Here is a 24,614-nt window from a genome sequence, read left to right as displayed (position 1 = left end):
GGGCATGAAGAGGTTACCGGAAAATTATATTCATATCAGAAAACGGCATTGAGCATTAAGGATAAAAAAACCGGGTGATAACACTGAAAAAAGTGTCATCACCCGGATCATTTCTTTCAGGGAGTTCAGGGAGGAAGAAAAATTGTTCTGTTAGAAAATTTATTTTATTTTAAAAGGGTCTGCCTGTATTTTTGTATTGCTTTAAAGATATAAAAACTAAGCCCCACTAAATCCCCTTTTTTTAATAGATTTTCCACTTCCTCCTGCATGCGGGCCCAGTTAGGCGAATTATAGTACCTGTCGATAAAGTAAGCCAGGTTATTTTGTATTAAATCATCCTCACTATACTTTTCTCTGTTGGGAATTTTATTAATTAACTCAAGGAAATACTGGTATGTCTGTTCTTTAGTCAAAATCGAGACCCCCCATGAAAATTTGATTTTTCAATGCCGTTTTTATTGCCGCTGCTGGCATTAACAGGAAATATATTTTCCCAACAACTCTATATTATAATATTCGATATAAATTTTATTTTATTGGGGGTTTTTTAAAATAAAATTCTGGAGTACTTTACATCATGCCTTGCTGATTGGCATTCCCGACGGATTTTTACATACTTTCTTTTTTGTAAGTAAAAAAGCCGTTGACCAGCTCTGTCAACAGCCACAAAACTTTCACGAACTTTAATTTATAGATACCCTTCTGATTTCAGGATATGCACGGCCTGTTTTAAATCCTCCCCGGCCACCAGGATAACCGGACCGGTGCAGCCCATGCCGGTTTCGGCATATATGTTGTTTTTCCATAGGGTATTTGCCGCTTCTTCCATTTGAAGCACATCTATGCCGCTTATCTCTTCGGTTACGGTTTTTTTGGGGGGCGGGCAAACAGATAATTCGCTTTTCCCCGGCATTCCACCGGTTCTCCCCGTTCCGGGCAACGAAACCCGGCCGTCCGGGGCGCCTTCGGCGGCGCCTTTTAAGATTTCGTCAAACCCCAGAGCCTTAAGCTTTGAAAATTCCTCTCTGGTCTTTTCCAGGAGGTTCCCCCGGACCATTTCCACGGCATATCTTATGGCTCCCTCCACCACCGGCGCTCCCGAAGCCCGGGACAAAATCAGGATTATCCTGCGGGCATTTTCTCCAATGCCGGGGCCGTAGCCCCAGCCCGAAGCCTCATAGTGTCCACCGGTGGTGTAGGCGGAAAATATTTTCACAAGAAGGTTTCCCGTGAGGGTGTCGGTGACCATGATGTCGCAGGAGCCGGCCAGAAGGTCGTTCCCCCTCATGATACATCCGCCGTCGGCCCTGAGAGACTCGGCAAAATTTATATCATAACCTCGGTCTTTTAGGGCTTTCAACAGGCGCTCCGCCTGCCGCGCTCCGTCCAGGTTCAGGATTCCCAGAGAGGGGTTTTCATTGCCGGCGGTTCTGGCGGCGATGATGCCGTATATGGCGTTTTTTACCATGGCCTCCACCCTTCCGGCGGCGGCGCTCCCGGTGGTGGTGGCTATATACATGGGCCTGCCCTTTCCGGGGGTGACCACCCTTCCCACCGTCGAAATGCCGAGGGGGAAGTTATAGTGCATGGTCACCACTGCGTCGAGCTCGCCCTCATCCAGCATCTTTTCCATTAATCTATGCGCATCGGCCAGGCAATCCGCCGGAATGCCTTTCAGGCTTTCTCTCGCAATGGTTTCGGCCGGGCCGAGGGCGATGACCTCCACGCCGTCCAGCATATCCTGCGCTTTCCTGGCCGCGAAAAGGAGCATTTCGGGAGGGTGTTCGCCGCCTGAAACGGTAATTCCAATCTTTATTTTCTTACGTTTGCCTTCCAGGGCCTCGGCCAGGTGGTAGAAAATCTCCGCTCTGTCAAGAGCCATCGCCCTTCCCCCTTGTCCTGAGGTAATCGGCAAATTCCCTGAAGGCTTCTGCCAGGTAAATGGAAATATCTTTTGACTCAGTGGCCTTTGCCGGTTCTTTTACGTTCTCTGCCGCGGGTTTTTCTTCAGGAATAATTCCGGCGTTTTTCTCAATTATAAAGGATATGCCGTCAAAGAGGTTGGTCATACGGCCCAAAAAGAGGCTGCCCTTGCCTATGATCATGGTCCTTGTCATTTTACCGGAAAGTATAAGTTCTTTGGCGTGACCGATGAAAGGTACTCCGGAGGGGATATGGCCCTGAGTGGGTGCAAAGCCCGGCATACCATGTTCTTCTATAAATGTTTCCATGGCCGCCTTTTCTATCTCACCCCTTCTTACCGCCAGTGCCGCAATCATCTTGAAGTTTGCTTTGGGCACATCTCCGGCTCCGGCAGGTTCTGTGATTTCCGGGTTCTGGAGCTCTGGAGCAAATTTATCCACATCCGTAGCCTTGAGACCCAGTTTATCCAGCGGGTCGAAGACGATGGACTGAATCACCGCCTGGGGTGAGGCGCCGGTGGCGATGGTATGCCTCCCCACTGAATCGGTCCTTATAACGGGGTTTTTGCCGTCGTTGCTGCTTACCAGCACTCCGAATCCCCCCAGCATATCTTCCAGGAGGGGCATTCCCCTGTTGACGTGGTCTCTGCCGTTCATGCCCAGTTTTGCAACGGCTCCGCCGGCCACCACCGCCACATTTTTGAAAACCCCAGCGGACACCAGTGCCGACGCATTGACTATGGCGTGGGCCGGCCCGGCACAAAATCCCCTGATGTCCGCACCGGTGGCATTGCCGCAGCCGGCCACCTCACCGATGGCCTTGGCGAAATTGCCGCCGCCCCTCTGGTTCATATCGCCGCAGGCCTCTTCTGAGCACTCAATTATGTAGTCGATGTCCTGCGGCGATATCCCGGAGTTCTTTATTAGGTATTTCAATGCCAGCACCGCCGAAGCTTTAGCGGCGGTATTCTCCAGCATGGTATGTGCGGACAGGTTTTCATCCTTGTCATGGGCCTTTCTTACGCATCCCACCAGCCTGCCGTCATATATGAGCTCGACGGCTCCGCTTTCCAACAGCTTGCCGACGGCGTCCAGATCAGCCCCCTCTTTGAGGCGTGAAAGATCGCTTTCGGTAATAAGCGGATGGCGGGATAGCTTTTCCTTTACATCCCTGGCAAAACTCTTTTCCAGGATTACAAGGTCAAAGGCGTCGGATATGGCCATCAGGCCGTAAAACTCGTCTTCCGGCATTATTTCGCCGTAAGGCCCGAAGCGCCGGGCATCCTGCAGTAAATTCTCATACCAGGGTCTTTTATGATTTTTCAGTTCTTCAGGGGTTATGTTGCCGATGTACGCCTGATTTGGCGGGTAGGCGAGAGCATCTTTGAAACTCCTGATATGTTCCGGAGCCCTGCGGCAGTATTCCGATTTTTCGTTGTATTTTTCCAAAAGCTGTGTGGTGCCGGCCGCCATCATGATGTTCGGGGTGTGCACCAGGATGTAACCGGCACCGGAAATTACCGGAAAAGCCAAGGGACCGGCCTCCTTTCAAAAGACGATATTTTAACTTGCACTGGCCCTTTCCTGCACTGCTTCTTCGAAAACCGTCTGCTTATCCACATCGGTTTGCAACGCACGCAGCGCCTTCAACACAAGGCTCCGCCGCAAAGCTTTTTCCTGCTCGCAGGTAAGTAAGGGATTCCCCAGAGGATGAGGTATGGCCACTGCGGGCACAATGCGGTTTGCGCCTACCGTAAGGGATATGGGGACTATCGTACATACATGCACCGCCGGAAGCCCCGCCCGCTCCAGTTCCTTTACCATCGTTGCGCCGCAACGAGTGCATGTGCCTCAGGTGGATGTGAGTATAACCGCCTGGACTCCGTCGGCTATTAGTTCTCCTGCTATTGTCCGGGCAAACCTCCTGGCACTGGCCACCGAGGTGCCGTTGCCGACGGTGGCGTAGTAGTACCTGTGCAGCTTTCCTATGACTCCTTCCTTTTCCATGTCGCGCATAACATCCACCGGCAGCACGCGGTTGGGATTCTCGTTGGCGTAAGTCGGGTCGTAGCCGCCGTGGGCCGTCTGGAAATCTCTTGAAGTGAGGGATTCCACTCCTTCCAGGTCATATTTACCAAACCTGGAAGCGCTTGACGCCTCTATCCGGTCCGGGTTGCCCTTCGGGACTATCCCTCCCGACGTCACCAGAGCAATGGTGGCTCTGGAAAGGTCTTTTACCGCGGGTGCTGGTGTTACCCTGTCAAAATTCGGCATTGGATATTCGGTGGTGAAGGGTTCACCTTTCAATTTCCTCACAAGCATATCCACCGCCCGGCGGGCGCCGTTTTCTCCCGCGAAGATGTTCTTGCGGACTCCCCGGGGAATATAGCCTTCCTCGGCCGGCAGACCTATTTTTTCCCCTCTGGCCAGCTTCAGTGCCAGCCTGGCCATCTTCGGCACCGCTTCCCTCATGCCCGCCACTGAATTGGCGGTTTCTATGATATAGACGTCTTTTTTAAAGACTTCGACCCCCGGGTTCTCTGGATACATGCCCGTCACGGCAGGTATGGAAAGTTCATCCATTACGGCCTTGCATACACTGCCGCAGGCCATGCCATAGCGGCCCGCATTGAAGGCCGGCCCTGCTATGACCAGATCCGGATTATATTTTTTAATCCTGGAAAGCACATCAGCCCTGGCCTCATCCTGATGCTCATTATAGTATGAATCACCGCAGATGACGGTACCCACAATTTCTGCCTCTTCACCAAAGGCCATCTTGAAGGCCATGCCGGGCCCTACTATTCCTTCTCTATCCCGGGGGGGAGTATCGGCTTTTTCCTCTCCGCCTATCTGTCCGAAAAACTGATTTATATAATGGACAACCTTATATTTCCCCACAACAGACCCTCCTTTCAAAGTGTATTAATTTAACTTCCAGAATCATTTTAACTTCCAGAATCATTGCGATTTTATTGCCGTCTAACTCAGACAATCGGTGCCGGAAGTCAGATATACTGTAAGTTAGAGTTGTAATTTGTAGCCCGCAAATTCCTTCTATTCCGACTTCCGGCCTCCGGCTTCTTATTCGAGTGTAAGAGAGAAGATACCGGGCTATCTCCGGCAGGAAGGTTGCTTTATACTGAAATTATGCTTTATATTTCGAATACTGCTCCCTGTACTTGCTCACTTCTTTAGAAATGGCTTCAACATCCAGCACCATTTCCATCATGCCCACCTGTTCGTCGTACACTTCGGGGTCAACGGCGGCTTTTACCTCGGGTTCCACGATGTGATACACCGCAAGGCCGAGGGATACGCCCGACAGCGGCCCGGCAAAGGTGGGATCGCCGTTCGTCACCGTTTCGGCGGCAATCCCTGCGGCCTCCGGCTCGGCTCCGCCCAGAATCACCACCACGTTTTCGGGGCCGTACTTTTCCGCCAGATCTTTAATTCTCTTTTGGATCTCCAGATCCATCGCACCGGCGGCCGTTCAGACGAAGCATTCGGTGGTGGAAAACACCACTTCCGCCGGGGTGGTCTTCAGGCATTTTTCAATGGCAGGTCCGGGTACGCCGTCCCTGTCGCCCACAATTATGACCTTTTTTCCTTCAAACATCGTAAACTCCTCCCAATCATAATTTACTTTTTTAAATCGTTATCCTGACAATAAAATATATTTTCATTTCCGGGTTATGCTCTGTCAGGCATGGACGGTAAATTTATTTTTTAATTTCCGTATCTTAATTCATCGATGGTTTCCCTGGTTGTTGCAACACCTTTCCGGCAAACCCCAGGCTTACTTATTAAAGATTAATAAGTAGTTGCGCTCATGCGGGTAAAGCCAACTTCCGAAGTGGAGCCGGTGATGGCCTGCAGCTCGATTTCCAGGCTGCCGTCTTCCCGCAAAGCCTTTTGGGAGCCGCCGGCTATTATGGAAGCGGTATCCAATAATCCGATGACCCTTTTCATGGGAGGAAGTATTATCACCTCGTTGGCATTGCCCGCCGTCACCACCGCATCGGCTTTAGGGTCCGCATCGGCCAGCGACTGGGAAGCCCCATCCCTGCCCGCGTATTCGTCGGTGATCAGGACCGTCTTTATGCCCTTCTCCTCAATTTTTTTGCAGTTCATGATGAGGTCCGTGTCCGGGTTGCCAAAACCCTCTTCAGTTATGATTACACCGTCAAGGCCCAGATATTCCGTCAGTTTTGCGGTGTAGTCCGACGACCTTTCCTTGTCCGCCAGGGTTACGTTTTCATTGGTTATGATTACGCCCACGAAGTTGATATCTTTGCCGTGCCTGGCATAAAGTTCTTCTATCACCGGGTTGTTCTGGTGCACGTAAGTGGTGTTCTTATCACAGGCGGAAACACAGTTGCCGCTGACTATGGCGCCATCCATCACCTCGGTGGGAGAAATTAAAGTCGGGATGATTTTTTTTGCATCGACTCCGTAGACATAAGTATCGTGTAAAAGTCCCTGGCTCTGCAGCTGGTAAACATAGGCCACCTTTGGAAGGTCGGGATATTCCCGGAGGGTCTCCGGGATGGGCTTTGTCTCGTAAACTTTGATTTCTTCGGGCATAAGGTCCTTCACGCTTTCGGCCACGTAGGCCGCCGCCTTCAAACCGGATATTCTAACGGCTTCTTCATGCTCGTGAGAATCCAAACCTTCCACCGGATGGGCAATTACCACCAGGTTCAGCAGCCGTGAAAAGGGCGTGTAATCAGCTCCCGGCCCCGACATGTCGATGATGCCCTCCTGGAATCCCACAATCCGGCCGCAGGTGACAACGGCCATACCCTTGAGCACATGGGTCTTGCCGCTCCCCACCGTCAGGGGTTTACCCAGGAATCCCGGGAAAACGGTGCCACCGCCGGAAACCTTCACCCTGGGCTCAATTACATCCTTCACCGGGATTATCCTGACCTCTTCCCCGGGTTTTGCGATATCAAGGTCCACGCTTTTAAGCCTGGGGTCCTGCAGAAGCAGGTCGACGAGTTCCTTCTTGTTGACGGTCACCACGCCGTCCTGAAAACCCGTCCTATTTCCAAAGGTCAGGTCTTTAACATGAAAATACCCCAGCTCCAGTTTCATTCTCTTTCCCTCCTTGTGAAAAAAATCACCTGTAATGTGTTGACATACTTACCGGCCCTATCCATAATGCGGCAACACCTACAGGTTTCTGTTAATCATTTCCTCGACCATCTGGATGGTAACTTCCCGTGTAACTTCGTCGACCTTTTCGCCGTTTTTGTAAATTGCGAGTGTTGGAAGCCCCAAAACCTTTTGGGAAACGGCGAGCCTGATATTCCTGGATGTATCAAGCTTGCAGAACTTAATCCTGTCTTTGTACTTGTCTTCCAGCTTTTCGACCTGCGGCATCAGGGCCTTGCAGGGCTCGCACCTGGGGCCCCAGAAATCAACTAATACGGGCCTGTCGGACTTTATCACTTCCTCTTCAAAGTTTTCAGCGTTAAGTTCAATCATGGCCAGTACCTCCTTTTTGTAATAACAGTTATTTTTCTATTTTTCAAAAATATTTACCCGAAATGGTTTGGATTTAAAAGGTGTATCTTTTCATTAATTATTTTGCTTATATAAAACGTTCTTAAACCCGGACAAACAAAAAAGAGAAATAAAGGTATCCTCAGCCTTTATTTCTCTGTTTCTGACCTGAGAGATTCTTCCCGGAGTTTAGCTCCGGAAATTGCTCCTTCGGTGCCTTGCGGCTCTCCAGAGAGATGTCGGGATACGGTCCTTTTGCCTGAGAGTTTCACGGCATCGCCGTTTACCCCTTCGGCGCCCTTTTCAAGGGTCTCTTCCATATCCTTCATCCACAAGTTATTCTTTTCACTGGTCATATTGTATTATATATTATATTATATATTTTCGAGATTTTCAACTAATTTTTGCACGATCTGCCTTCTATTTTCACCATTAAACGCATTTAACTCCCATGGAGTCAAAATCATTTCCCCAGCAAATCCATCACAAAACTCACCACGTCTTCGAAAACCGAAGTATTAATTGAATAATATATGTTCTGACCCTTTCGCTCATCCACCACCATGCCCGCCTGTTTCAATATATTCAGGTGATGGGAGATGCTCGGCTTTGATATGTCGAAGCGCTCGGCAATTTCTCCCGCCGTCATATCCTTTTCTTTCAGCAAAAGCAAAATCTTCCTGCGGATGGGGTCCGAAAGGGCCTTGAAACTAATGTTCAGGTTCGTTTCCTTCACCCCCATGGAATTCAGGTTGTACATGCTGCGTTTTCAGTTACCGGCCGAATTTACGTATTTTCCGCTTTGCTTTACTTCCCTGATTTATTGAACAGCAAACAGGAATAAATGAACCCGAAAATTGCAGCGGCGGCCAAAACCGCCATATCAATTATGAAAGCCGGTCTGTCGGCCATAAAAATACTTATCATCCAGACAAATCCCGCAACCACCCACAGCGGACCTGAGACCCTGTGGGTTTTGTTCCACACCTCTTCGCTGGCCAGCGTCCACGGAGTTTTTATTCCAAATGTATAGTTGTGCCGCACTTTGCCGAAATAATTTCCAATAAAAACCAGCATCAGCCCCAGCATAAATCTTACAACCTTACCAACAGAAACGGGTATGCCCAGTGCAAATAAAATGGTTGCAACATATATGCTCGCAAAAACCAGAACAATAATAATTCTGAATCCCTCTACGACTCCTCTGAATTTTCTATAGCTTTCGGGCCTCGGGTCCAGAGCGGGGGCAAAAGATATCAATAAATAAATTCCCAATATGAGGGAAGGGAGAAAGATCAAATATACATTTTTTGGGGTATAGCCGTCCACCTGACCCGCCACGTTCCAGTGTGAGGGCATCATCTCAGGCAGGTAAGGATACAATAGAAAGCCCATTATATAGAGACTCAGTATTAAAAACACCATCGGCCAGTTGACCGGCAGATAGAATTTAGACCTGTCGCCCATAGTAATTCCTCCAAATCAATTTTAAAATAACCTTACACTTCTATTTGTTATTAGATATTTTTAAAATCGTCTAAATACAGTATAGGCTCAATCCATAAAAAAGTCAATAATTAAACTATGCAGGAATAATTAAACACATATTGAATATTTTAACAGGGCTCTCTCCACCAAAGAAAGATTTTGCATCCGAATACATATTATGGAGTGATTCTTTGTGATAAACATATCTCCATTCAGAAAACGTAATCAGGACACGGATTCCGTGAAAGATGTAATTACAAAGATTAAGTCTGGCGATAGGGCTTTAAAAGAAAAATTTTTAGAAGAGTATGCACCTTTTATTTTGAAAACGGTCTCCAGTGTGCTGAAGAATTACGTAGAGATTGAGAACAGCGAGGAATACAGCATCGGGCTTTTAGCCTTCAATGAAGCCATCGATTCCTATGACGACCAAAAAAACTCAAATTTTTTTAGTTTCGCTGAACAGGTGATACGCAGAAGGTTAATTGATTACATAAGGAGCAATTATAAACATAACATGGTATACCCTTTTACATATTTTGAGAATGAGGAAAGCGTCTTCGAAGAAAGGTATTTGAAGGTGGATTTTACATCCCAATCCGATAACGTTGAACTCCGGGAGGAAATTATGCTGTTTAACAGGAAGCTTGAAGAGTTCAACATAACAGTCGAAGACCTGGTTGCGTGTGCTCCAAAGCATAAAGACTCCAGAAGGCTGGCCATAAAGATAGCAAGAATGATAGCGGAAAACAAAGAAATGTTTGGGAAATTAAATAAAGAGAAAAATATACCCATGGCAGATTTGATGAAAATTATTAATGTTAATCGGAAAACCATTGAAAGAAACAGGAAATTTATAATCGCAGTGTGTTTGATTCTAAATAGTGATCTTGATGTTTTAAAAGGGTACGTAAAAAATGCTGAAAAAGGGGGTGACACCTTTGAACTATAGGGGCACCATATTAAAACTAAAAGAAAAAGAAGCCATAGTGATGACGGAGGAATGTGACTTTTTATCAATAAAAAGGCGTAGCGATATGAGTCTCGGGCAGCAGATCACATTTCAGGAATCCGATATTATAAGATATAACAGAAAGAAAGTTAAATATATTATGGTTGCAGCAAGCATATTACTAGTTTTTCTTATCAGTGTTTCGTATTTTCATTACACCGTAAATTTCGCGTACGCGTACGTGGATATTGATATAAATCCAAGCTTAGAACTGGTTATCAATAAACAGGAAAGGGTTTTAAAAACTATTCCACTCAATGAAGATGCGCGGCCTCTGCTTAAAGGATTAAAACTAAACGGTATGCCGGTACAAGAGGCTTTGTCGGTAATTATAATTAAATCAAAAGAACAGGGTTACCTTGATTCAAAAAATGAAAACGACATACTCATTTCTGCTGCTTTAAACATTGACAGTAATGGCTACGGGTTTATAAAAGATGAAGCGCAGAAAAAGCTGGATAGACTCGCGGAATCTTTGAGTGAAGTCGTAAAAAAACACGGAGGGCTAAAAGATAAAACCATAATATTAAAGATAACGCCTGAAGACAGAAAACTTTCCCTGGAGAATAAAATTTCTATGGGCAGATATTTTATTTACACTAAAATGAAGGAAAAGGGTATTGACATCACTATTGAGGAGGCCAGGAATAGCCGTGTATCCGACATCCTGAAAAAGTTACAGCTTGATACTTTAGGAGATAAAAAACAGAAGGCAGAAAACCCGGCAAATAACATGGACTTTCTTGAAAAGGCGGGCAAAAAATCTCTCAATGACGCGAGAAATACCGATCATGGTAAAATTAAGAAAGCCGACGACAATTTTAATTTATTAAATGATACCGCTTTAAAATATAATCCGAAGCCAAAGCCCTACGGAAAGGATGTAGGTATTTCGGAGAAAGTGGATAAATATGAAGATAAAATTTCAATAGATGATTTTAATGATAACGCTCGGGAAAATGGTGAAGATGAACATAAAAACTACGATGGCATAAAGGATGACGAGAAAAAGGATGCCGGCAGCGGCCAGAATTCCACTGATGAGAATGGGGGCAAAACAATAGACACGGAAAAAAATGATGAAAAGACGGTTTATGTCAATGAGAAGGAAACGGATGAACAAAAAAAAGATGGCGAAATTACAAAGCAAGAATTTGAAAATGGAAATGACGTAGATAAAGCCGTTAAAAAAGAAGATATCGATCAACAAACACAAGACAAGCATGATGGCAATATCGGCGATGGCAGCAACGGCGGTGCTGACCGTGATGATTCCGATTTCAATTATTAGTTTTATACCCACTTAAAAAAATAATAAGTAACGAAAGTAATATAACAGAAACAATTCAATAGCAGGGAGGAACAAAAGATGAGGTTCAAAAATCTATTTATTTTCTTACTGGTTATGACATTTACTTTTAGTCTTTCCTTTAACTCAGTTCAGGTTTTTGCCCAAGATAACATTCCAAAAGTAAGCATTGACAAACCAAACGGGGAGGACATTGGCCAAAACGGCGATTTAGATGAGACCCAGGACAAGGAAGAAGGTAAGGATGTTGAAGATGAAGATGAAGATGCGGATGAAAACAACCAGGACGACAAAAACGTAAATGATATAGATGAAGGCGACCAGGAAAATGAAGATGACGGCAATGTAAACATTGATATAGAAGACGGCATAGAAATACAACTTGAAACCGAAAAAGGAAAAGATCTTAAAAAAATCATAGGTGAACTTGAACAGAAGTTAAAAGAAAATCCTAACGATGAAAAGGCTTTAATCAAACTGGCTCTTGCTTATAAATCGCTGGGCAACTATGACCAGGTTATCGATATGGCCAATAAAGTACTCAGTCTTGACCCCCAAAACCATAAAGCCATGATATTACTGGCCCAGAGTTATGAATCAAAGGGAGATGTTCAATCCGCCATATCCTACCTGGAGGAACTATTGAAGGTAAATCCCGATGCAAAGGTGCAAGCGTATCTTGCAATCCTCGATGAAAAAGAAGGAAACCTGGAAAAAGCCCTTGAAAATATGGAAGAAGCCATTCAAAAAGAACCTGAAGATGATGGGCTTTACAATGAAATCGGAAAACTTTATGAAGAAATGGGTTTGAATGGCATAAAGCTATTCATAAAAGGTCAAAAAGTAGAGTCTGACGTGAAACCTCTCGTAAAAGGCGGCACGACATTGGTCCCCGTAAGAATCATCGTTGAAAATCTCGGTGCCAAAGTTGACTGGAACCCCGATACAGGGTCAATAATTATAACGAAGAATGGCAAAACCATTGAATTGAGTATAGGAAGTCGCGAGGTTAAAATAAACGGTGTAGTATCTACAATAGATGAGCCGGCCACAATTTTAGAAGGAAGGACCGTTGTACCCCTTAGATTTATATCAGAAAGCTTCGGTACAAAAGTGAACTGGAACAGCCAGTATCAAATAATAACCGTTAATGAACCTGCCCAATAACGGAACAAAAGCCAATTTTGGGAGAACAGGAATTATTCATTCCATTCTCCCTTTTTAATTTAAAAAATAAAACACGTCAGAATTCCTGACGTGACAATATATTAATTCCGATTATGTTAATCAATGGTCTTTAAGATTTCCTGGGCTTTTTCGCACCTGCCCACATGCCAGTGGGCGCAGTTCTTGCAGGATTCATACTGAACCAGATACCTGGCAGGATATTTTATACTGCTGCTCTTTTCATAATCCCCGCAACTTTTTGCTACAATAATAGTCTGTTCCGGGCTCACATTTATCCCCTCCACGATTTATTTGCACTATTATTATAGCACATTATACGTTATTTTGCTATACTTTATAAAAATTTTTTTATTTTTATCGCAGTCTGTTTAACAACACACATTTATAATTTATTATATTTGGCCGGTATATTTTTATTCCTGAAAAATGTTACAACACATTATCTTCTTTCATCTCGTTCCAAAAAGTCCGTGTATAGTGAAACAGGTACTGCTGGGCAAAACCCGCCAGGTTTTTGAACCTGTCTTCCGCAAATTCCTGCAGCTTCCGTATCGGCATGCTCCGGCCGTTGAAATAAAGTTTTTCCAGCACCCTTTTTATCCAGACATCAATAGGGAAAGCATCGAATTTTCTCATGGAAAAGAGCAGAATACAATCGGCGACTTTCCTGCCCACTCCCGGGAGCCTTTGCAGCTTTCGCCGGGCTTCCGGTGTGGGGATTTTTTGCAGGCCGTAAAGGTCAATCTCGCCTCCCGCCACCAACCTGGCGGTCTCGATGATGTACCTGGCCCTGAAACCGCATTTAGTCTTCCGGAGTTCCTCCTCAGAAACATTTGCAAGAGTCTCCGGTGATGGAAAGGAGTGGTATAATTTTCCATTATATTCCACAGGTTCCCCGTAGTACTCGCATATCCTCTCTATGGTCTTTTTGATGTTCCTTATGCTGTTGTTGGCAGAAATGATAAAGGAAACGGTAGTTTCCCAGGGGTCCTGGTGAAGTATCCTGTTGCCGCTGCAAAAATTTACGGCAGGTTGAAGTTCTTCATATTGCCTCAGTTTATTCTCTATGGCGGCATAATCTCTCTCCAGGTCGAAATAGTCCTCTATTATGCCCGCGTCCGCGGGGCCGGCATTGGTTGTTACTCTCAGGGTATCGCTTTCCTGAACCGCTTTTAATACCAGCTTCCCCACTACGCCGGTATATCCCCCGGTCGGCTCCGGGTTCCACCTGAAAGCCTGCCCTCCGTCGGATACAATCTCCAGGTTAAATGGAAGAATGTCAGTAAAAGTAAATACGGTGTCCATTATTTCGCCACGGTTTCTCCTTTCTCCCGAATGTTTTGTTAAAAACATCGGTAAAAATTCATAAAAATGCGGCATCCGCCCACTTAAATTATAACATGGGCGAATGCCGCCATGACATAAAAATATATTTTCTCGACCCGTTTCCAGTTTGGTCATTTAATCGCTGGTGCAAAACCGGTTCAATATTTTTCCCACCTGAGTACCTGGTTCAGCGACTTCTTCGGCCTTTGGGCGGTCCTGTCGGAATACCCCAGGGAAACAAGGGAGATCAGGGTGTACTTTTCCGGGACTCCCAGAAGCTTTCTCACGGCTTCGCTGTAATTTCTCTGATAGCCCGCGACCCAGCAGGAATCGATGCCGTAAGCTTTTGCCGCAATTATAATGTTCTCGGTGGCCGCCGCGCCGTCTTCCACCAGGTGGTTGTTGTCCTTTTCGCAAAATACCGCCACGCAGGCCGCGGCGCTCGCTATAAATTTACCGTAGGTCGCCAGGCTGGCCAGTTCCTTTTTCCCTCCCTCTTCGGTCACCACCACAAACAGCCACGGCTGGACGTTGTTGGCGCTTGGAGCCAGCCTCCCGCAGTCGATAATGTCCTCAAGGATTTCCTTCGGTATGGGCTTTGGGAGGTATTCCCTTATGCTCCGGCGCTCCTTTAAGACCCTGATTACCTCATTCATACTATCACCCCTTAAGCTTTTTTGACTCCAATATTGACCCTGTGGTCATTGATGTTCCACATTCTGGAAAAGCTCCCCTCCGGTGGGGTTGCCTTCTCTACCAAAAGGGCCAGGGTATCGGTCATTATTTCCCGCCCGTGTTTTTCCATCACCTCATCTATTGTCTCATCGCCTGTATAATAAAGGTATATCTTGTCCTCTACTTCAAATCCGGCTTCTTTCCTCATGTTCTGGATCTTGCTGGTCATTTCCCTGGCTATGCCCTCCAGCATCAGATCATGGGTGATGGTGGTATCCAGCACCACATAGTAACCACCTTCGCCCTCGGCGCAGAAGCCTTCCTTATCCTGGGCGCGGATATCTAGTTCGTTCTGGGCGATGATTATCTTTTCACCGTTTACGTCGAGGATTACTTCCCCTTTTTCCCGGGCTTCGTTGATAAGCTTTGTGGCCGGAGCCGCCGAAACGGCCCGGGCTATGGAAGACATCAGTTTGCCGTATTTGGGGCCCAGGAGGTCGAATCGGGGTTTTACGGTGTAGGTGAAATATTCCTCCGCCACATGGATATATTCGATTTCTTTTATGTTGAGCTCTTCCTTTATTATATCCGAAAGGTCTGAAAGTAAAACTTCGTCTCCCGGGTTCCTCAGCTGTACCATCATTTTCTTTAGCGGCTGGCGGTTTTTGATCTTGGCCTTGTTCCTGGCGGCCCGGCCCAGTTCTACGATCTTTCTTGCCAGCACCATCTTGTGTTCCAGGGTTTCGTCGATAAGCTGCTCTTTCACCTCGGGGTAATCGCAAAGGTGCACGCTTACGGGCGCCTCGGGATAAGGCCCGCGCACGAGGTTCTGATAGAGCTCTTCGGTGATAAAGGGTACAAAGGGAGCCGCCATCTTTATAAATGCCACCAGAGCCTCATACAGAGTGAGGTAAGCGCCTATTTTGTCGTCGTCCATCTCCGACTTCCAGAAGCGCTCCCTCGAGCGACGCACATACCAGTTGCTCAGGTCGTCCACCAGCTCCTCCAGGGTCCTGGCGGCGCCGGTGATGTCCAGGTTGTCCAGGTCCCTTCTAACCTTTTTGTTGACGCTGTTTATCCTGGACAAAAGCCACCGGTCCATTTCCGTCCGCCGCTGCGGCGGCAGGGAATATTTTTTCGGGTCAAAGCCGTCGATATTGGCATACAGCACGAAGAAAGAATAAACGTTCCAGAGGGTGCCCAGGAATCTCCTCTGGGCTTCGCTCACAGCCTCCTGGTAAAAACGGCTGGGGCTCCAGGGAGGGCTTGCCACGTACAGGTACCAGCGCATGGCGTCGGCTCCCTGCTCATTCAACACCTTCCACGGGTCGAGCACATTGCCCTTGTGCTTGCTCATCTTCTGGCCGAATTCGTCCAGAACGTGCCCCATGACCAGCACATTCTTGTAAGGCGACCGGTCAAAAAGCAGTGTGGAAATCACCAGAAGGCTGTAAAACCATCCCCTGGTCTGGTCTATGGCTTCCGCGATGAAATCGGCGGGGAAGTGCTTTCTGAAGTATTCCTCGTTCTCAAAGGGATAGTGGTGCTGGGCAAAGGGCATGGAGCCTGAATCAAACCAGCAGTCTATAACCTCCGGCACGCGCTTCATATCGCCACCGCACCCGGGGCACTTCAGCACCACTTCGTCCACATAGGGCTTGTGCAGTTCTATATCGCCTACGGGATTTTTGCTCATCTCCTTGAGCTCTTTCAGGCTTCCCACCGCGTGCTCGCGCCCGCATTCCTGACAAATCCAGATGTTCAGCGGGGTCCCCCAGTAGCGCTCGCGGCTCAGGCACCAGTCAATCACGTTTTCAAGGAAGTTCCCGAAGCGCCCATCCCTGATATGCTCAGGGCGCCATCCAATCTCTTTATTAATCTCAAGAAGTCTATCCCGGATGGCCGTTGTCTTTATGAACCAGCTGCTGCGGCCGTAGTAAAGAAGCGGTGTGTCGCAGCGCCAGCAGAACGGGTAGCTGTGCAGGTATTTCTGTGATTTATACAGAAGGCCCCTCTGCTTCAAGTCCTTGATAATGCCCCTGTCGGCGTCTTTCACAAACATGCCCGCCCACGGCTCCACCTCGCTGGTAAACCTGCCCTGGGCATCAACCGGCTGCAGCACCGGTAACCCGTATTTCTGCCCAACCCGGGAATCGTCCTCTCCGAACGCCGGAGCGGTGTGGACTATGCCGGTGCCTTCGTCTAGGGTTACGAAATCGGCGGTCACCACATAAAAAGCCCTGTCTTTTTCCTTTTCAAAGAAGGGAAATACAGGCTTATATTTCATACCAGCCAGTTTTTCGCCGGGGAAGCTTTCAAGAACGGTGTATTCCCCATCCAGGACCTGCAGCCTGCCCTCGGCCAGGATGAGTTTTTCGCCGTTGTTCTCTACCTTGACGTAGTTGTAATCGGCTTTTACCGCCAGGGCCACGTTGGACGGCAGTGTCCATGGAGTGGTAGTCCATGCCAGCAGGTAGGTATTTTCTTCACCGACCACCGGGAATTTTACAAATACCGACGGGTCTTCCACCTCTTCGTAGCCCTGGGCCACCTCGTGGCTGGAAAGGGACGTGCCGCAGCGGGGGCAGTAGGGCACCACTTTGTGACCTTTGTATAAAAGGCCTTTTTCCCATATCTTCTTCAGCGCCCACCATACCGATTCGATGTAGGTGTTGTGGTAGGTGACGTAGGGATGATCCATGTCAATCCAGAAGCCCACCCGCTCCGTCATTTTGCGCCATTCCTGCTCGTAGGTAAAGACGCTGTTCTTGCACTTTTTGATAAAATCCTCCACACCGTACTCTTCTATCTGCGGCTTGCCGCTGATGCCCAGCTGTTTTTCAACTTCCAGTTCCACCGGCAACCCGTGGGTGTCCCACCCGGCTTTCCTGTCCACCTTGTAGCCCAGCATTGTCTTGTAGCGGGGTATCAGGTCCTTTACCACCCTTGTCAGCACATGGCCGGCGTGAGGCATGCCGTTGGCCGTCGGGGGGCCCTCGTAAAAGACGTAATCCGGGGCGTCTTTCCTGTTCTCAATGCTCTTTTCAAATATTTTTTCTCTTTTCCAGAAATCCAGAATGTTCTCTTCAATGGGAACAAAGTTCATTGTTGGCTCTACCTTTTTAAACATTGCATACCTCCTGAACAAGTCAAAAATCTACTCCGGACATCCGACAAATAAAAAACCCCGCCCCCAAAGGGGCGAGATTTCTCCCGCGTTACCACCCTAATAGACCGGAAGCCTTCCAGCAGCCTATATCGGTGAGGGGAAGAAAGACCTCAAACAAATATGTCCCCTTCCCAAAAAAATGCTGCGCCCGATAAAGCCCTGACAAAAAAGGCTCCGCATCTACTCATTTTGATAACGGCTCCTGCCGTCGGCACCTACTCCTTCCGTTTGGGCACCGCACTCCGGGGCGATCTTCAGATGCCGTTTGCCGCCGGGCTTCCACCCTCCCCGGCTCGCTGCCGGCCTCCCGGCAACCTACTGTCCCCGTCATCGCTTTTGAAAAATATCTTAATTATAATTATAATATACTCGGGATTATAATATGCTCTGTTAATTAATATTATCGTATTTTGTATTCATTGTCAATGCGAGTCACTTACATTGCAATAACCAGGCATTCTGCGATTACGTTCGGGATAACCGCCTAGTTGTCTATGCAATGTTTTTTGTTTAGGTCGTAATTCATGACAATTTTATTGCAGTCTCACCAGGTGGTACACCTTTTTCCCCTTCCTTATTATAAGTTTTTTATCGTCGTCAAAATCCCGCTCAGATATCTTGAGGTCAATATCATCCACGCGCGCGTCCTTTACGTAAATGCCCCCCTGTTGAATTAGTCTCCTGCCCTCGCTTTTCGAAGATGTTAAGCCGGTCATCATCAAAAGTTCCAGTATCCCTATTCCCTCACCAAGTTCCTGTAAGGTTATGGTGGTGGAAGGAACCGAAGACAGGTCGGAACCGTCGTAGAAAAGGGCCCTTGCCGACGCTTCGGCTTTTTTGGCTTCCTCTTCACCGTGAATCATTTTTGTAAGCGCGAAAGCCAGGATTTCCTTTGCCCTGTTTATTTCGGCGCCCTCCAGCGAACCCAAACGCCTCACTTCTTCCATGGGCAGGAAGGTTAGAAGGGACAGGCATTTTTCCACATCCCTGTCGTCAACGTTTCTCCAGTACTGGTAAAAATCATAGGGGGATGTCTTTTCAGGATCAAGCCAGATGGCCCCGGCTTCGGTTTTGCCCATTTTTTTGCCTTCGCTGGTGGTCAGGAGGGTAAGTGTGAGTCCGTATACTGTGACGCCTTCCACCTTCCTCACCAGTTCAACGCCGCCTATGATATTTGACCACTGATCATTGCCGCCCATCTGCAGCCTGCACCCGTATTTCCGGTAAAGCTGCAGGAAATCGTATGACTGCATGAGCATATAATTGAATTCAAGGAAAGTCAGCCCCGTCTCCATGCGCTGCCTGTAGCATTCGGCGGTTAACATCCTGTTGACGCTAAAATGCCTGCCGATTTCGCGCAAAAAGGTAACATAGTTTAATTTTAAAAGCCAGTCGGCATTGTTTACCATAAATGCTTTACCGTCGGAAAAGTCGATGAGCTTTTCAAACTGTTTTTTAAATCTTTCAGCGTTGCTTTGAATCTGCTCCTGAGTCAGCATCCTGCGCATTTCAGTCCTCCCGGAGGGGTCTCCTACCATGGCGGTCCCTCCACCCAGTAGGACAATGGGTATATGACCGGCTTTCTGCATGTGGGCCATGGCAATCATCTGGAGAAGATGACCCGCGTGCAGGCTGTCGGCGGTGGGGTCAAATCCGATATAAAAAACTACCCTTTCTCTGCCCAGGAGGTCTCTGATTTCTTCTTCATGGGTGGCCTGTTCTATAAATCCTCTTTCTTTCAATATGTCGTATACATTTTTCATGCCTCGCGCCTCCTCTTCTGTCTTGCGTATCCAGATATGATTATGGATTAAAGATAGGCTAAAAATAAAAGCCCCCGGTCTTTTAAGGACGGGGGGGCCCGTGGTACCACCTTAATTCGCATCACACGATGCCTCTGGGCCGCTTAACGGGCGGCAACCGCCAGATATGCGGCAACTCCTGAGTGTAATTCGCCTCCCCTGGTGCTGCGGCCCTTACACCGGCCGGACCGCTCTCTTTGTTGTAACCCCGGGCAGCTACTCGCTCATTCATCGCTTACATTTTGCATTTATTATATACTACCATAAATCTCTGTATTATGGCAAGAGACCTTATAAGGGGGCTTTTAACCCCCTTATATTACAGTTTTTCTTTCCCTAAATCTTTCATTATTTCATCGACAGTATTAACCGCATCCTCGGCCAAATCCACAGCCTCCGACGCTATTTTCCTATTGTATACCTTTGAGTGGATACTATCCGGCAGGCCGTTTGGGATATCTTGTAGGAATATAATAGCCGTCTAGTATAGACCACTTTCCACACTTTTCTCCACCCGAAGAGCAGTATTTTTTCCGTCCCAAGTTGCTTTAACTCTGCTGTAATTCTTTCCAGTTCACTCTCAAGCAAAGTTTTATATTCTTTTTCTGCCGATCTTATGTCCATGCGCCTTTCATCCCAAATCATGGAAATAGTTGATTTCCTAATAACATATTCGCAGTTTTTTGTAAATAAAAGCTGTTAGTGGTATAATGCCGGCAAAATGACAAGGAGCTTCAACATTTTTGTATCTTTTAATATTTCATTCCTGTGCTTCTAGGGCTTTTTCGAATTGACACCCCTATTACACTCAAACTTCCTTGTCTTTTCAAGTTCCTGCAAAGCCTTTCTTATATGGCCCCGACTATGTTCCAGCAGTATTGCGGCATCGGTCTTATTAAGGTCTGTAAGCAAAATAATAATGGCAAGTTTTACGTTGTAACCTGTCTCATTTAGCGTCTTTTCTATCAGCTCCTCCGGCGCATTGGTCACTGTTTTTACTATTCTTTTTGCCCGCTCCATGAGCTTCATATTATTCGCCTGGACATCGACCATCAAATTGCTGTATACCTTGCCCAGCTTGATCATCACTCCGGTGGAGATCATGTTCAGCACCAGTTTCTGAGCCGTGCCGGCTTTCATGCGGGTGGACCCCGTGATAACCTCCGGCCCGACGATGGGGGTAATCATGATATCGGCATATTCCTCCATAGGGCTTTTTGTGGTGCAGCATAGGCCGATGCAGAGAGCTCCTACTTCTTTTGCATATTTCAGGGCCCCCAGTACATACGGCGTCCTGCCGCTGGCCGCAAGGCCCACCACGGCGTCCCTCGAACCGAGGTTTTTTTCCCGCAAATCCCTTACTCCGGCTTCAAAGTCGTCTTCCGCTCCTTCTATAGACCTTCTTATGGCGGCATCTCCACCGGCAATTATACCCTGCACCATCTCCGGATTTACGCCGTATGTGGGAGGACATTCCGATGCATCCAGTATTCCGAGCCTTCCGCTGGTCCCGGCTCCGATGTAAAAGAGCCTGCCTCCCTGCCCGAGCCTCAGCGCTATTCCGTCAACCGCTTCAGCGATACGGGGTATCTCTTTTTCCACCGCAAAAGCCACTTTTTTATCCTCATCGTTAATTTTTTTTAACATGTTTACGGTATCCAGTATGTCAATGTCCATGGTTTCCGGATTACGCTCTTCGGTAATTAATTTTGCCAGGTTCATTGTTTCATTCCTTCCCTGAATCTGAATTTTTTTCCGGGTTTTATTTGGTGCGCTAAAATATGCTCGTCTTCCGGGATTCTGCCTGCAACATTCACCCTTTTATCCGCAGGCAGGTCTTTTAATACAATCTGAAGTTCACCGGAATATCTTTTGTAATCCTCGTTATCAATGGTCACGCTGTAAGCTTTTCTTTCGGCGGTGTTGTTCGGTTTTATCTTTTCACCTATCCCTGCATAACCCCTTGACTCTTCCGATCTTATGAGGCAGTCGGGGGCATCGAGGCGATTCGTATGGTGCGGAAGAAATACAATGTTTCTTTCTTGCTGGGTGATACCGGGATGCAGCTCTATGCTTAACTCGATCACATCCGGATCTATGGAAACAACCTGTATCAGTTCACGTTCCGACGCATAAGCGTCACCGAATATAACCCCGTCAATTACCCCCGTATACAGCAGATGCTTTGCCGCAATTTCAGAGTCAATGTCTCTGTGCATTTCCAGAGTGGGCAGGCCTTCATAGATGGGACCCCTTCTTCCTTTTCTGGAGGGTATAAATGCAAATACCGTCATATTGTATTCCTTACAAAGCAGGGTTTTTTCAACAAAAGCCCTGTAGGACAGGCCCGTCTCCGGTCTCGGGTAAAAATTATGACATGCCGAAATCCTGCCAAAATCGGCACCCGATTCTTTTAATGTATCAAGCAGGTTTTTCGCAATGGTGCTGGCGTTTATCTGAATATTTATGCCGTATTCATTGCGGGTCATAATCGATAGTTCGTCCGGGCTAAAACCGTAATCTGCTCGCAAAAAACTTATTCCAAATTCCGAAAAAGGCTTTAAATCCATGCATGTGGCGCCAAAAATTCTCATGGTCGCCGGGGATATGTCCGCTATTAATTCCATGCCACTCTCTCTTGCCGTTTTTGAAATTTCTTTAAAACCATCCAGTGTTTTCCCATAATCGACTTCGGGCAGATGCAGTGAAGTAAATACAAGATTGTAGCCTATACCCCCCGCCTTTTTCATATATTCCAGATTGCCTTCAAGCGTAAAATCGGAAGTCTGGTAAACAGATATGCCGTAGTACATAATCATCCTCACTCTTGCTACCTAGATGTTAAATGAAAAACCGCTTTCCGCATTCACCCGCTCGTCTACCGGATCGTCAAATCCCAGCAAATATGTGGCTATAAAACCCGCGATGTATGAGACGGCAAGGCCAAGCAGGTAATAAACTATTTTTTCGGGCTGGATAAGCGCCGCCAGCGGTATGCCTGATATGCCGAGGCCCTTTGAACCGACGCCGAAGAAAGCCTGGAATGCCCCTCCGAAAGCCCCTCCGATACAGGCGCCTATAAACGGCCTGCCCAGCGGCAGGGTAACGCCGTAAATCAACGGTTCCCCTATCCCGAGAATGCCTACCGCTATGGAACCTTCGATTATTTTTTTAAGCTGTCTGCTTTTCGTCTTTACGTAGACGGCAAGGGCAGCACCCACCTGCCCGGCTCCGGCCATAGCAAGGATGGGCAGGAGAACAGTAACACCAGTCGACTCAATCAACTGCACATGGATTGGGGTAAGGCCCTGGTGTAGACCTGTCATGACCAGAGGCAGAAAAGTCCCAGCCAGAACAAAACCGGTGAAAACCCCGGCTTTGCCCGCGATGGCCACGTTGACGGCGTTGCCTATCGCATCGGCGATTAGCCCGCCCACAGGTTGCAATACATATAACGTCGCAAAACCCGCTATTAGTATCGTGAGCAAAGGCGTGGCCAGGAGCTCGATAGTATTGGGCATTTTCTTCCTGATATTTCTTTCGAGGTAACTGGCAAAAGCCGCCGCAATAAGTACCGAAATTATCCCTCCCCGCCCGATAATGAGCGGTTTTCCGGCAATTTGAATATTGGCCAGCGCCGGGTTATAAATGATACCGGCGATAATCCCGCCTATGGTTGGGGAACCGCCAAACTCCTTTGCTGTATTTATGCCGACCATGATTCCCATATAAGTAAAAATGGTGCTGCCGAAAACACCTAGCATGGCCAGTAAATTTTTGTCGGCTATCCATTCAAATTTTGTAGCCACATTGGTAATCCCCAGTATCAGGCCACCACCAATTAAGCCCGGTATAAGCGGTATAAATATCCCCGCGATGCGCCTTAACAGCAGCTTGAACGGTGTTTTATTTTTCTCGTTAATGGCTGCTTTAATTTCCCGTGCGTCTCCCAGCTTTATGCCGACGACTTTTGACAGCTCGCCGGCGACTTTCGCCGCAGCACCGGGCCCAAGTACAATCTGCAGGCCTTCACCGTTGTCGATAACTTTTATAACCCCATTGATTGCTGAAAGCCGTTCTTTGTCAACTTTGGACCTATCTTTGACTTCCACCCTGAGCCTTGTCATGCAATTCGTTATAGATACAACATTATCCTTTCCTCCCAACCCCTCCAGAATTCCGACGGCCATATCTTTCTCTTTCGACATAAACGGTACCTCCTTTACAAAAAATAATTTTCGTGCTTACATGGATTGAGATTTAATCTTTCATCTCACCTCCTGTAATGCTTTTTCTTTTTTTGTCTTATTATATGAAATTTTGTTTCATTATAGGATTAAAAAAAATTAATACTTTCTCGGTGCCACCGCCTGGCTGGTGTTTTCCAGGTATTTAATAATGCAGTCGTATTTCTTGCATGCCACGATGGAAAACAGTATATCAATCACATTCATCTGGGCTATCCGCGAAGCCATGGCACCGCTGCGGAACAGGGCCTCTGAAGATGTGACAAAAAGCTTTATGTCCGACACTTCCGTGATGGGTGAGCGTCCGAATTTGGTTATGCAGATGGTGGTGGCCCCGGCGTTTTTGGCAACTTTTAAAGCGTCCACCGTATCCACAGTCTGTCCGGAGTAGGATACGCCTATGGCCACGTCGTCTTTTGTGAGATTGGCCGCCGAAGCCAGCTGCATGTGGGTATCCGTGTAAGCGGTACAGGGTTTATTTATCCTCATGAATTTGTGCATGGCGTCCTGAGCAACGATGGCTGACGCTCCCACACCGTATATGTCGATCTTTTTTGCTTCAAGTATCGCGTCCACAGCCTTTTGCAGTTCCTGCCTGTCAATTACATCCATGGTGCTTTCTATGGCCTGAATGTTGTTTTTTGAAATCTTTGTAATTATGCTGTCTATATCGTCATCAGCATTTACCACCCCCTGAATTTTTTTGGTTTTCAAAGTGATATCCGCGGATATCTTTATTTTCAAATCCTGATAACCCCTGTAGCCCAGCGTGCGGCAAAACCTCACCACGCTGGCTTCGCTTGTGCCGCATTTTTGCGAAAGTTCCGCGATAGACAGATCGGATATCTCCGAAGGATTTTTGAGAATGTACCGGGCAATCTTTTTTTCCGAAGGCTTTAAATCATTCATTACCGCCTGAATTTTTTCAATGTCTCCGGCCATTGTTTCACCTCTTGTTTTATATA

The 24,614-nt window shown here is 47.2% G+C and carries 22 protein-coding genes, 1 riboswitch and 1 other annotated feature; of the genes, 3 read left to right on the top strand and 19 right to left on the bottom strand.

The window, feature by feature from the left end; translation table 11 throughout:
• Positions 1-164 precede the first annotated feature (164 nt).
• From ACKX14_RS08665 to ACKX14_RS08625, 9 genes are all read right to left on the bottom strand, one after another.
• Positions 165-413 (bottom strand): hypothetical protein, encoded by a 249-nt coding sequence (locus ACKX14_RS08665; RefSeq protein ID WP_422446685.1) that lies wholly within the window; start codon positions 411-413, stop codon positions 165-167.
• Positions 414-688: 275 nt separating this feature from the next.
• Positions 689-1,882 (bottom strand): glycine/sarcosine/betaine reductase complex component C subunit alpha, encoded by a 1,194-nt coding sequence (grdD, locus tag ACKX14_RS08660; RefSeq protein ID WP_422446683.1) that lies wholly within the window; start codon positions 1,880-1,882, stop codon positions 689-691.
• Entirely contained in the window at positions 1,872-3,455 is a 1,584-nt protein-coding gene (gene grdC / locus ACKX14_RS08655; protein ID WP_422446681.1) for a glycine/sarcosine/betaine reductase complex component C subunit beta, read from the bottom strand. Before grdC ends, grdD begins: the two co-directional genes overlap by 11 nt.
• A gap of 30 nt (positions 3,456-3,485) precedes the next feature.
• Positions 3,486-4,823 (bottom strand): glycine reductase complex selenoprotein B, encoded by a 1,338-nt coding sequence (gene grdB, locus ACKX14_RS08650; RefSeq protein ID WP_422446679.1) that lies wholly within the window; start codon positions 4,821-4,823, stop codon positions 3,486-3,488.
• A 247-nt stretch (positions 4,824-5,070) separates the two neighbouring features.
• On the bottom strand, positions 5,071-5,541 hold the full coding sequence (grdA, locus tag ACKX14_RS08645; RefSeq protein WP_422446677.1) for a glycine/sarcosine/betaine reductase complex selenoprotein A: 471 nt from the start codon (positions 5,539-5,541) through the stop codon (positions 5,071-5,073).
• A 194-nt stretch (positions 5,542-5,735) separates the two neighbouring features.
• Positions 5,736-7,022 (bottom strand): glycine/sarcosine/betaine reductase component B subunit, encoded by a 1,287-nt coding sequence (locus tag ACKX14_RS08640; RefSeq protein ID WP_422446675.1) that lies wholly within the window; start codon positions 7,020-7,022, stop codon positions 5,736-5,738.
• Positions 7,023-7,100: 78 nt separating this feature from the next.
• Entirely contained in the window at positions 7,101-7,415 is a 315-nt protein-coding gene (gene trxA, locus ACKX14_RS08635) for a thioredoxin TrxA (protein WP_422446673.1), read from the bottom strand.
• A 255-nt stretch (positions 7,416-7,670) separates the two neighbouring features.
• A riboswitch (glycine riboswitch) is annotated at positions 7,671-7,762 on the bottom strand.
• A gap of 134 nt (positions 7,763-7,896) precedes the next feature.
• Positions 7,897-8,169, bottom strand: a complete 273-nt coding sequence (locus ACKX14_RS08630; protein ID WP_422446671.1) for an autorepressor SdpR family transcription factor — start codon at positions 8,167-8,169, stop codon at positions 7,897-7,899.
• Positions 8,170-8,240: 71 nt separating this feature from the next.
• Entirely contained in the window at positions 8,241-8,900 is a 660-nt protein-coding gene (locus ACKX14_RS08625; RefSeq protein ID WP_422446670.1) for an SdpI family protein, read from the bottom strand.
• Positions 8,901-9,114: 214 nt separating this feature from the next.
• Between ACKX14_RS08625 and sigI the strand changes: the two genes are divergently transcribed.
• The 3 genes from sigI to ACKX14_RS08610 all read left to right on the top strand — a co-directional run bounded on the left by sigI (position 9,115) and on the right by ACKX14_RS08610 (position 12,409).
• Positions 9,115-9,873 (top strand): RNA polymerase sigma-I factor, encoded by a 759-nt coding sequence (gene sigI, locus ACKX14_RS08620; protein ID WP_422446668.1) that lies wholly within the window; start codon positions 9,115-9,117, stop codon positions 9,871-9,873.
• Positions 9,863-11,224 carry an anti-sigma factor domain-containing protein gene (locus ACKX14_RS08615; RefSeq protein WP_422446666.1) on the top strand — a complete coding sequence of 454 codons (1,362 nt, stop codon included), beginning with the start codon at positions 9,863-9,865 and terminating at the stop codon, positions 11,222-11,224. Before sigI ends, ACKX14_RS08615 begins: the two co-directional genes overlap by 11 nt.
• Positions 11,225-11,302: 78 nt before the next feature.
• Complete coding sequence (locus ACKX14_RS08610) at positions 11,303-12,409, top strand: stalk domain-containing protein (protein WP_422446664.1); 1,107 nt, start codon at positions 11,303-11,305, stop codon at positions 12,407-12,409.
• Positions 12,410-12,525: 116 nt separating this feature from the next.
• Here ACKX14_RS08610 and ACKX14_RS08605 read toward each other — a convergent pair whose 3' ends face one another.
• The 10 genes from ACKX14_RS08605 to ACKX14_RS08560 form a co-directional block, all read right to left on the bottom strand.
• The gene (locus ACKX14_RS08605) at positions 12,526-12,699 is read right to left on the bottom strand and encodes a hypothetical protein (RefSeq protein ID WP_422446662.1); all 174 of its coding nucleotides are present in this window, start codon (positions 12,697-12,699) and stop codon (positions 12,526-12,528) included.
• Between the two features lie 160 nt (positions 12,700-12,859).
• On the bottom strand, positions 12,860-13,810 hold the full coding sequence (locus ACKX14_RS08600; protein WP_422446660.1) for a DNA-3-methyladenine glycosylase family protein: 951 nt from the start codon (positions 13,808-13,810) through the stop codon (positions 12,860-12,862).
• Positions 13,811-13,914: 104 nt separating this feature from the next.
• Positions 13,915-14,412: a nitroreductase family protein gene (locus ACKX14_RS08595; protein ID WP_422446658.1), complete on the bottom strand. Its 498-nt coding sequence runs from the start codon at positions 14,410-14,412 to the stop codon at positions 13,915-13,917.
• A gap of 11 nt (positions 14,413-14,423) precedes the next feature.
• Complete coding sequence (gene ileS / locus ACKX14_RS08590; protein ID WP_422446656.1) at positions 14,424-17,561, bottom strand: isoleucine--tRNA ligase; 3,138 nt, start codon at positions 17,559-17,561, stop codon at positions 14,424-14,426.
• Positions 17,562-17,625: 64 nt separating this feature from the next.
• Positions 17,626-17,940, bottom strand: a binding site (T-box leader).
• A gap of 193 nt (positions 17,941-18,133) precedes the next feature.
• Positions 18,134-19,363, bottom strand: a complete 1,230-nt coding sequence (gene tyrS / locus ACKX14_RS08585; protein ID WP_422446654.1) for a tyrosine--tRNA ligase — start codon at positions 19,361-19,363, stop codon at positions 18,134-18,136.
• Positions 19,364-19,804: 441 nt separating this feature from the next.
• Positions 19,805-20,026: a hypothetical protein gene (locus ACKX14_RS08580; protein ID WP_422446652.1), complete on the bottom strand. Its 222-nt coding sequence runs from the start codon at positions 20,024-20,026 to the stop codon at positions 19,805-19,807.
• Positions 20,027-20,176: 150 nt separating this feature from the next.
• Entirely contained in the window at positions 20,177-21,124 is a 948-nt protein-coding gene (gene murQ / locus ACKX14_RS08575) for an N-acetylmuramic acid 6-phosphate etherase (RefSeq protein ID WP_422446650.1), read from the bottom strand.
• Entirely contained in the window at positions 21,121-22,215 is a 1,095-nt protein-coding gene (locus ACKX14_RS08570) for a DUF871 domain-containing protein (RefSeq protein ID WP_422446648.1), read from the bottom strand. Before ACKX14_RS08570 ends, murQ begins: the two co-directional genes overlap by 4 nt.
• Positions 22,216-22,236: 21 nt before the next feature.
• Positions 22,237-23,610, bottom strand: a complete 1,374-nt coding sequence (locus tag ACKX14_RS08565; protein ID WP_422446646.1) for a PTS transporter subunit EIIC — start codon at positions 23,608-23,610, stop codon at positions 22,237-22,239.
• Between the two features lie 138 nt (positions 23,611-23,748).
• Entirely contained in the window at positions 23,749-24,591 is an 843-nt protein-coding gene (locus ACKX14_RS08560) for a MurR/RpiR family transcriptional regulator (RefSeq protein WP_422446644.1), read from the bottom strand.
• Between the last annotated feature and the right edge of the window lie 23 nt (positions 24,592-24,614).

The organism is Thermorhabdus hydrogeniformans (assembly GCF_049310025.1).
Classification (GTDB): domain Bacteria; phylum Bacillota; class Thermosediminibacteria; order Thermosediminibacterales; family Tepidanaerobacteraceae; genus JBJYKD01.
Note: the sequence above shows the minus strand (reverse complement) of the source record. Positions and strands in the feature narration are given on the sequence as shown.

Bases quoted from the DNA above. Each gene is read 5' to 3' on its own strand.
- ACKX14_RS08595 (WP_422446658.1), bottom strand. From the start codon at position 14,412: ATGAATGAGGTAATCAGGGTCTTAAAGGAGCGCCGGAGCATAAGGGAA.
- ACKX14_RS08600 (WP_422446660.1), bottom strand. From the start codon at position 13,810: ATGCCGCATTTTTATGAATTTTTACCGATGTTTTTAACAAAACATTCG.
- ACKX14_RS08580 (WP_422446652.1), bottom strand. From the start codon at position 20,026: ATGGACATAAGATCGGCAGAAAAAGAATATAAAACTTTGCTTGAGAGT.
- tyrS (WP_422446654.1), bottom strand. From the start codon at position 19,363: ATGAAAAATGTATACGACATATTGAAAGAAAGAGGATTTATAGAACAG.
- ACKX14_RS08640 (WP_422446675.1), bottom strand. From the start codon at position 7,022: ATGAAACTGGAGCTGGGGTATTTTCATGTTAAAGACCTGACCTTTGGA.
- ACKX14_RS08560 (WP_422446644.1), bottom strand. From the start codon at position 24,591: ATGGCCGGAGACATTGAAAAAATTCAGGCGGTAATGAATGATTTAAAG.
- trxA (WP_422446673.1), bottom strand. From the start codon at position 7,415: ATGATTGAACTTAACGCTGAAAACTTTGAAGAGGAAGTGATAAAGTCC.
- ACKX14_RS08570 (WP_422446648.1), bottom strand. From the start codon at position 22,215: ATGTACTACGGCATATCTGTTTACCAGACTTCCGATTTTACGCTTGAA.
- ileS (WP_422446656.1), bottom strand. From the start codon at position 17,561: ATGTTTAAAAAGGTAGAGCCAACAATGAACTTTGTTCCCATTGAAGAG.
- ACKX14_RS08610 (WP_422446664.1), top strand. From the start codon at position 11,303: ATGAGGTTCAAAAATCTATTTATTTTCTTACTGGTTATGACATTTACT.
- ACKX14_RS08565 (WP_422446646.1), bottom strand. From the start codon at position 23,610: ATGTCGAAAGAGAAAGATATGGCCGTCGGAATTCTGGAGGGGTTGGGA.
- ACKX14_RS08625 (WP_422446670.1), bottom strand. From the start codon at position 8,900: ATGGGCGACAGGTCTAAATTCTATCTGCCGGTCAACTGGCCGATGGTG.
- murQ (WP_422446650.1), bottom strand. From the start codon at position 21,124: ATGAACCTGGCAAAATTAATTACCGAAGAGCGTAATCCGGAAACCATG.
- grdD (WP_422446683.1), bottom strand. From the start codon at position 1,882: ATGGCTCTTGACAGAGCGGAGATTTTCTACCACCTGGCCGAGGCCCTG.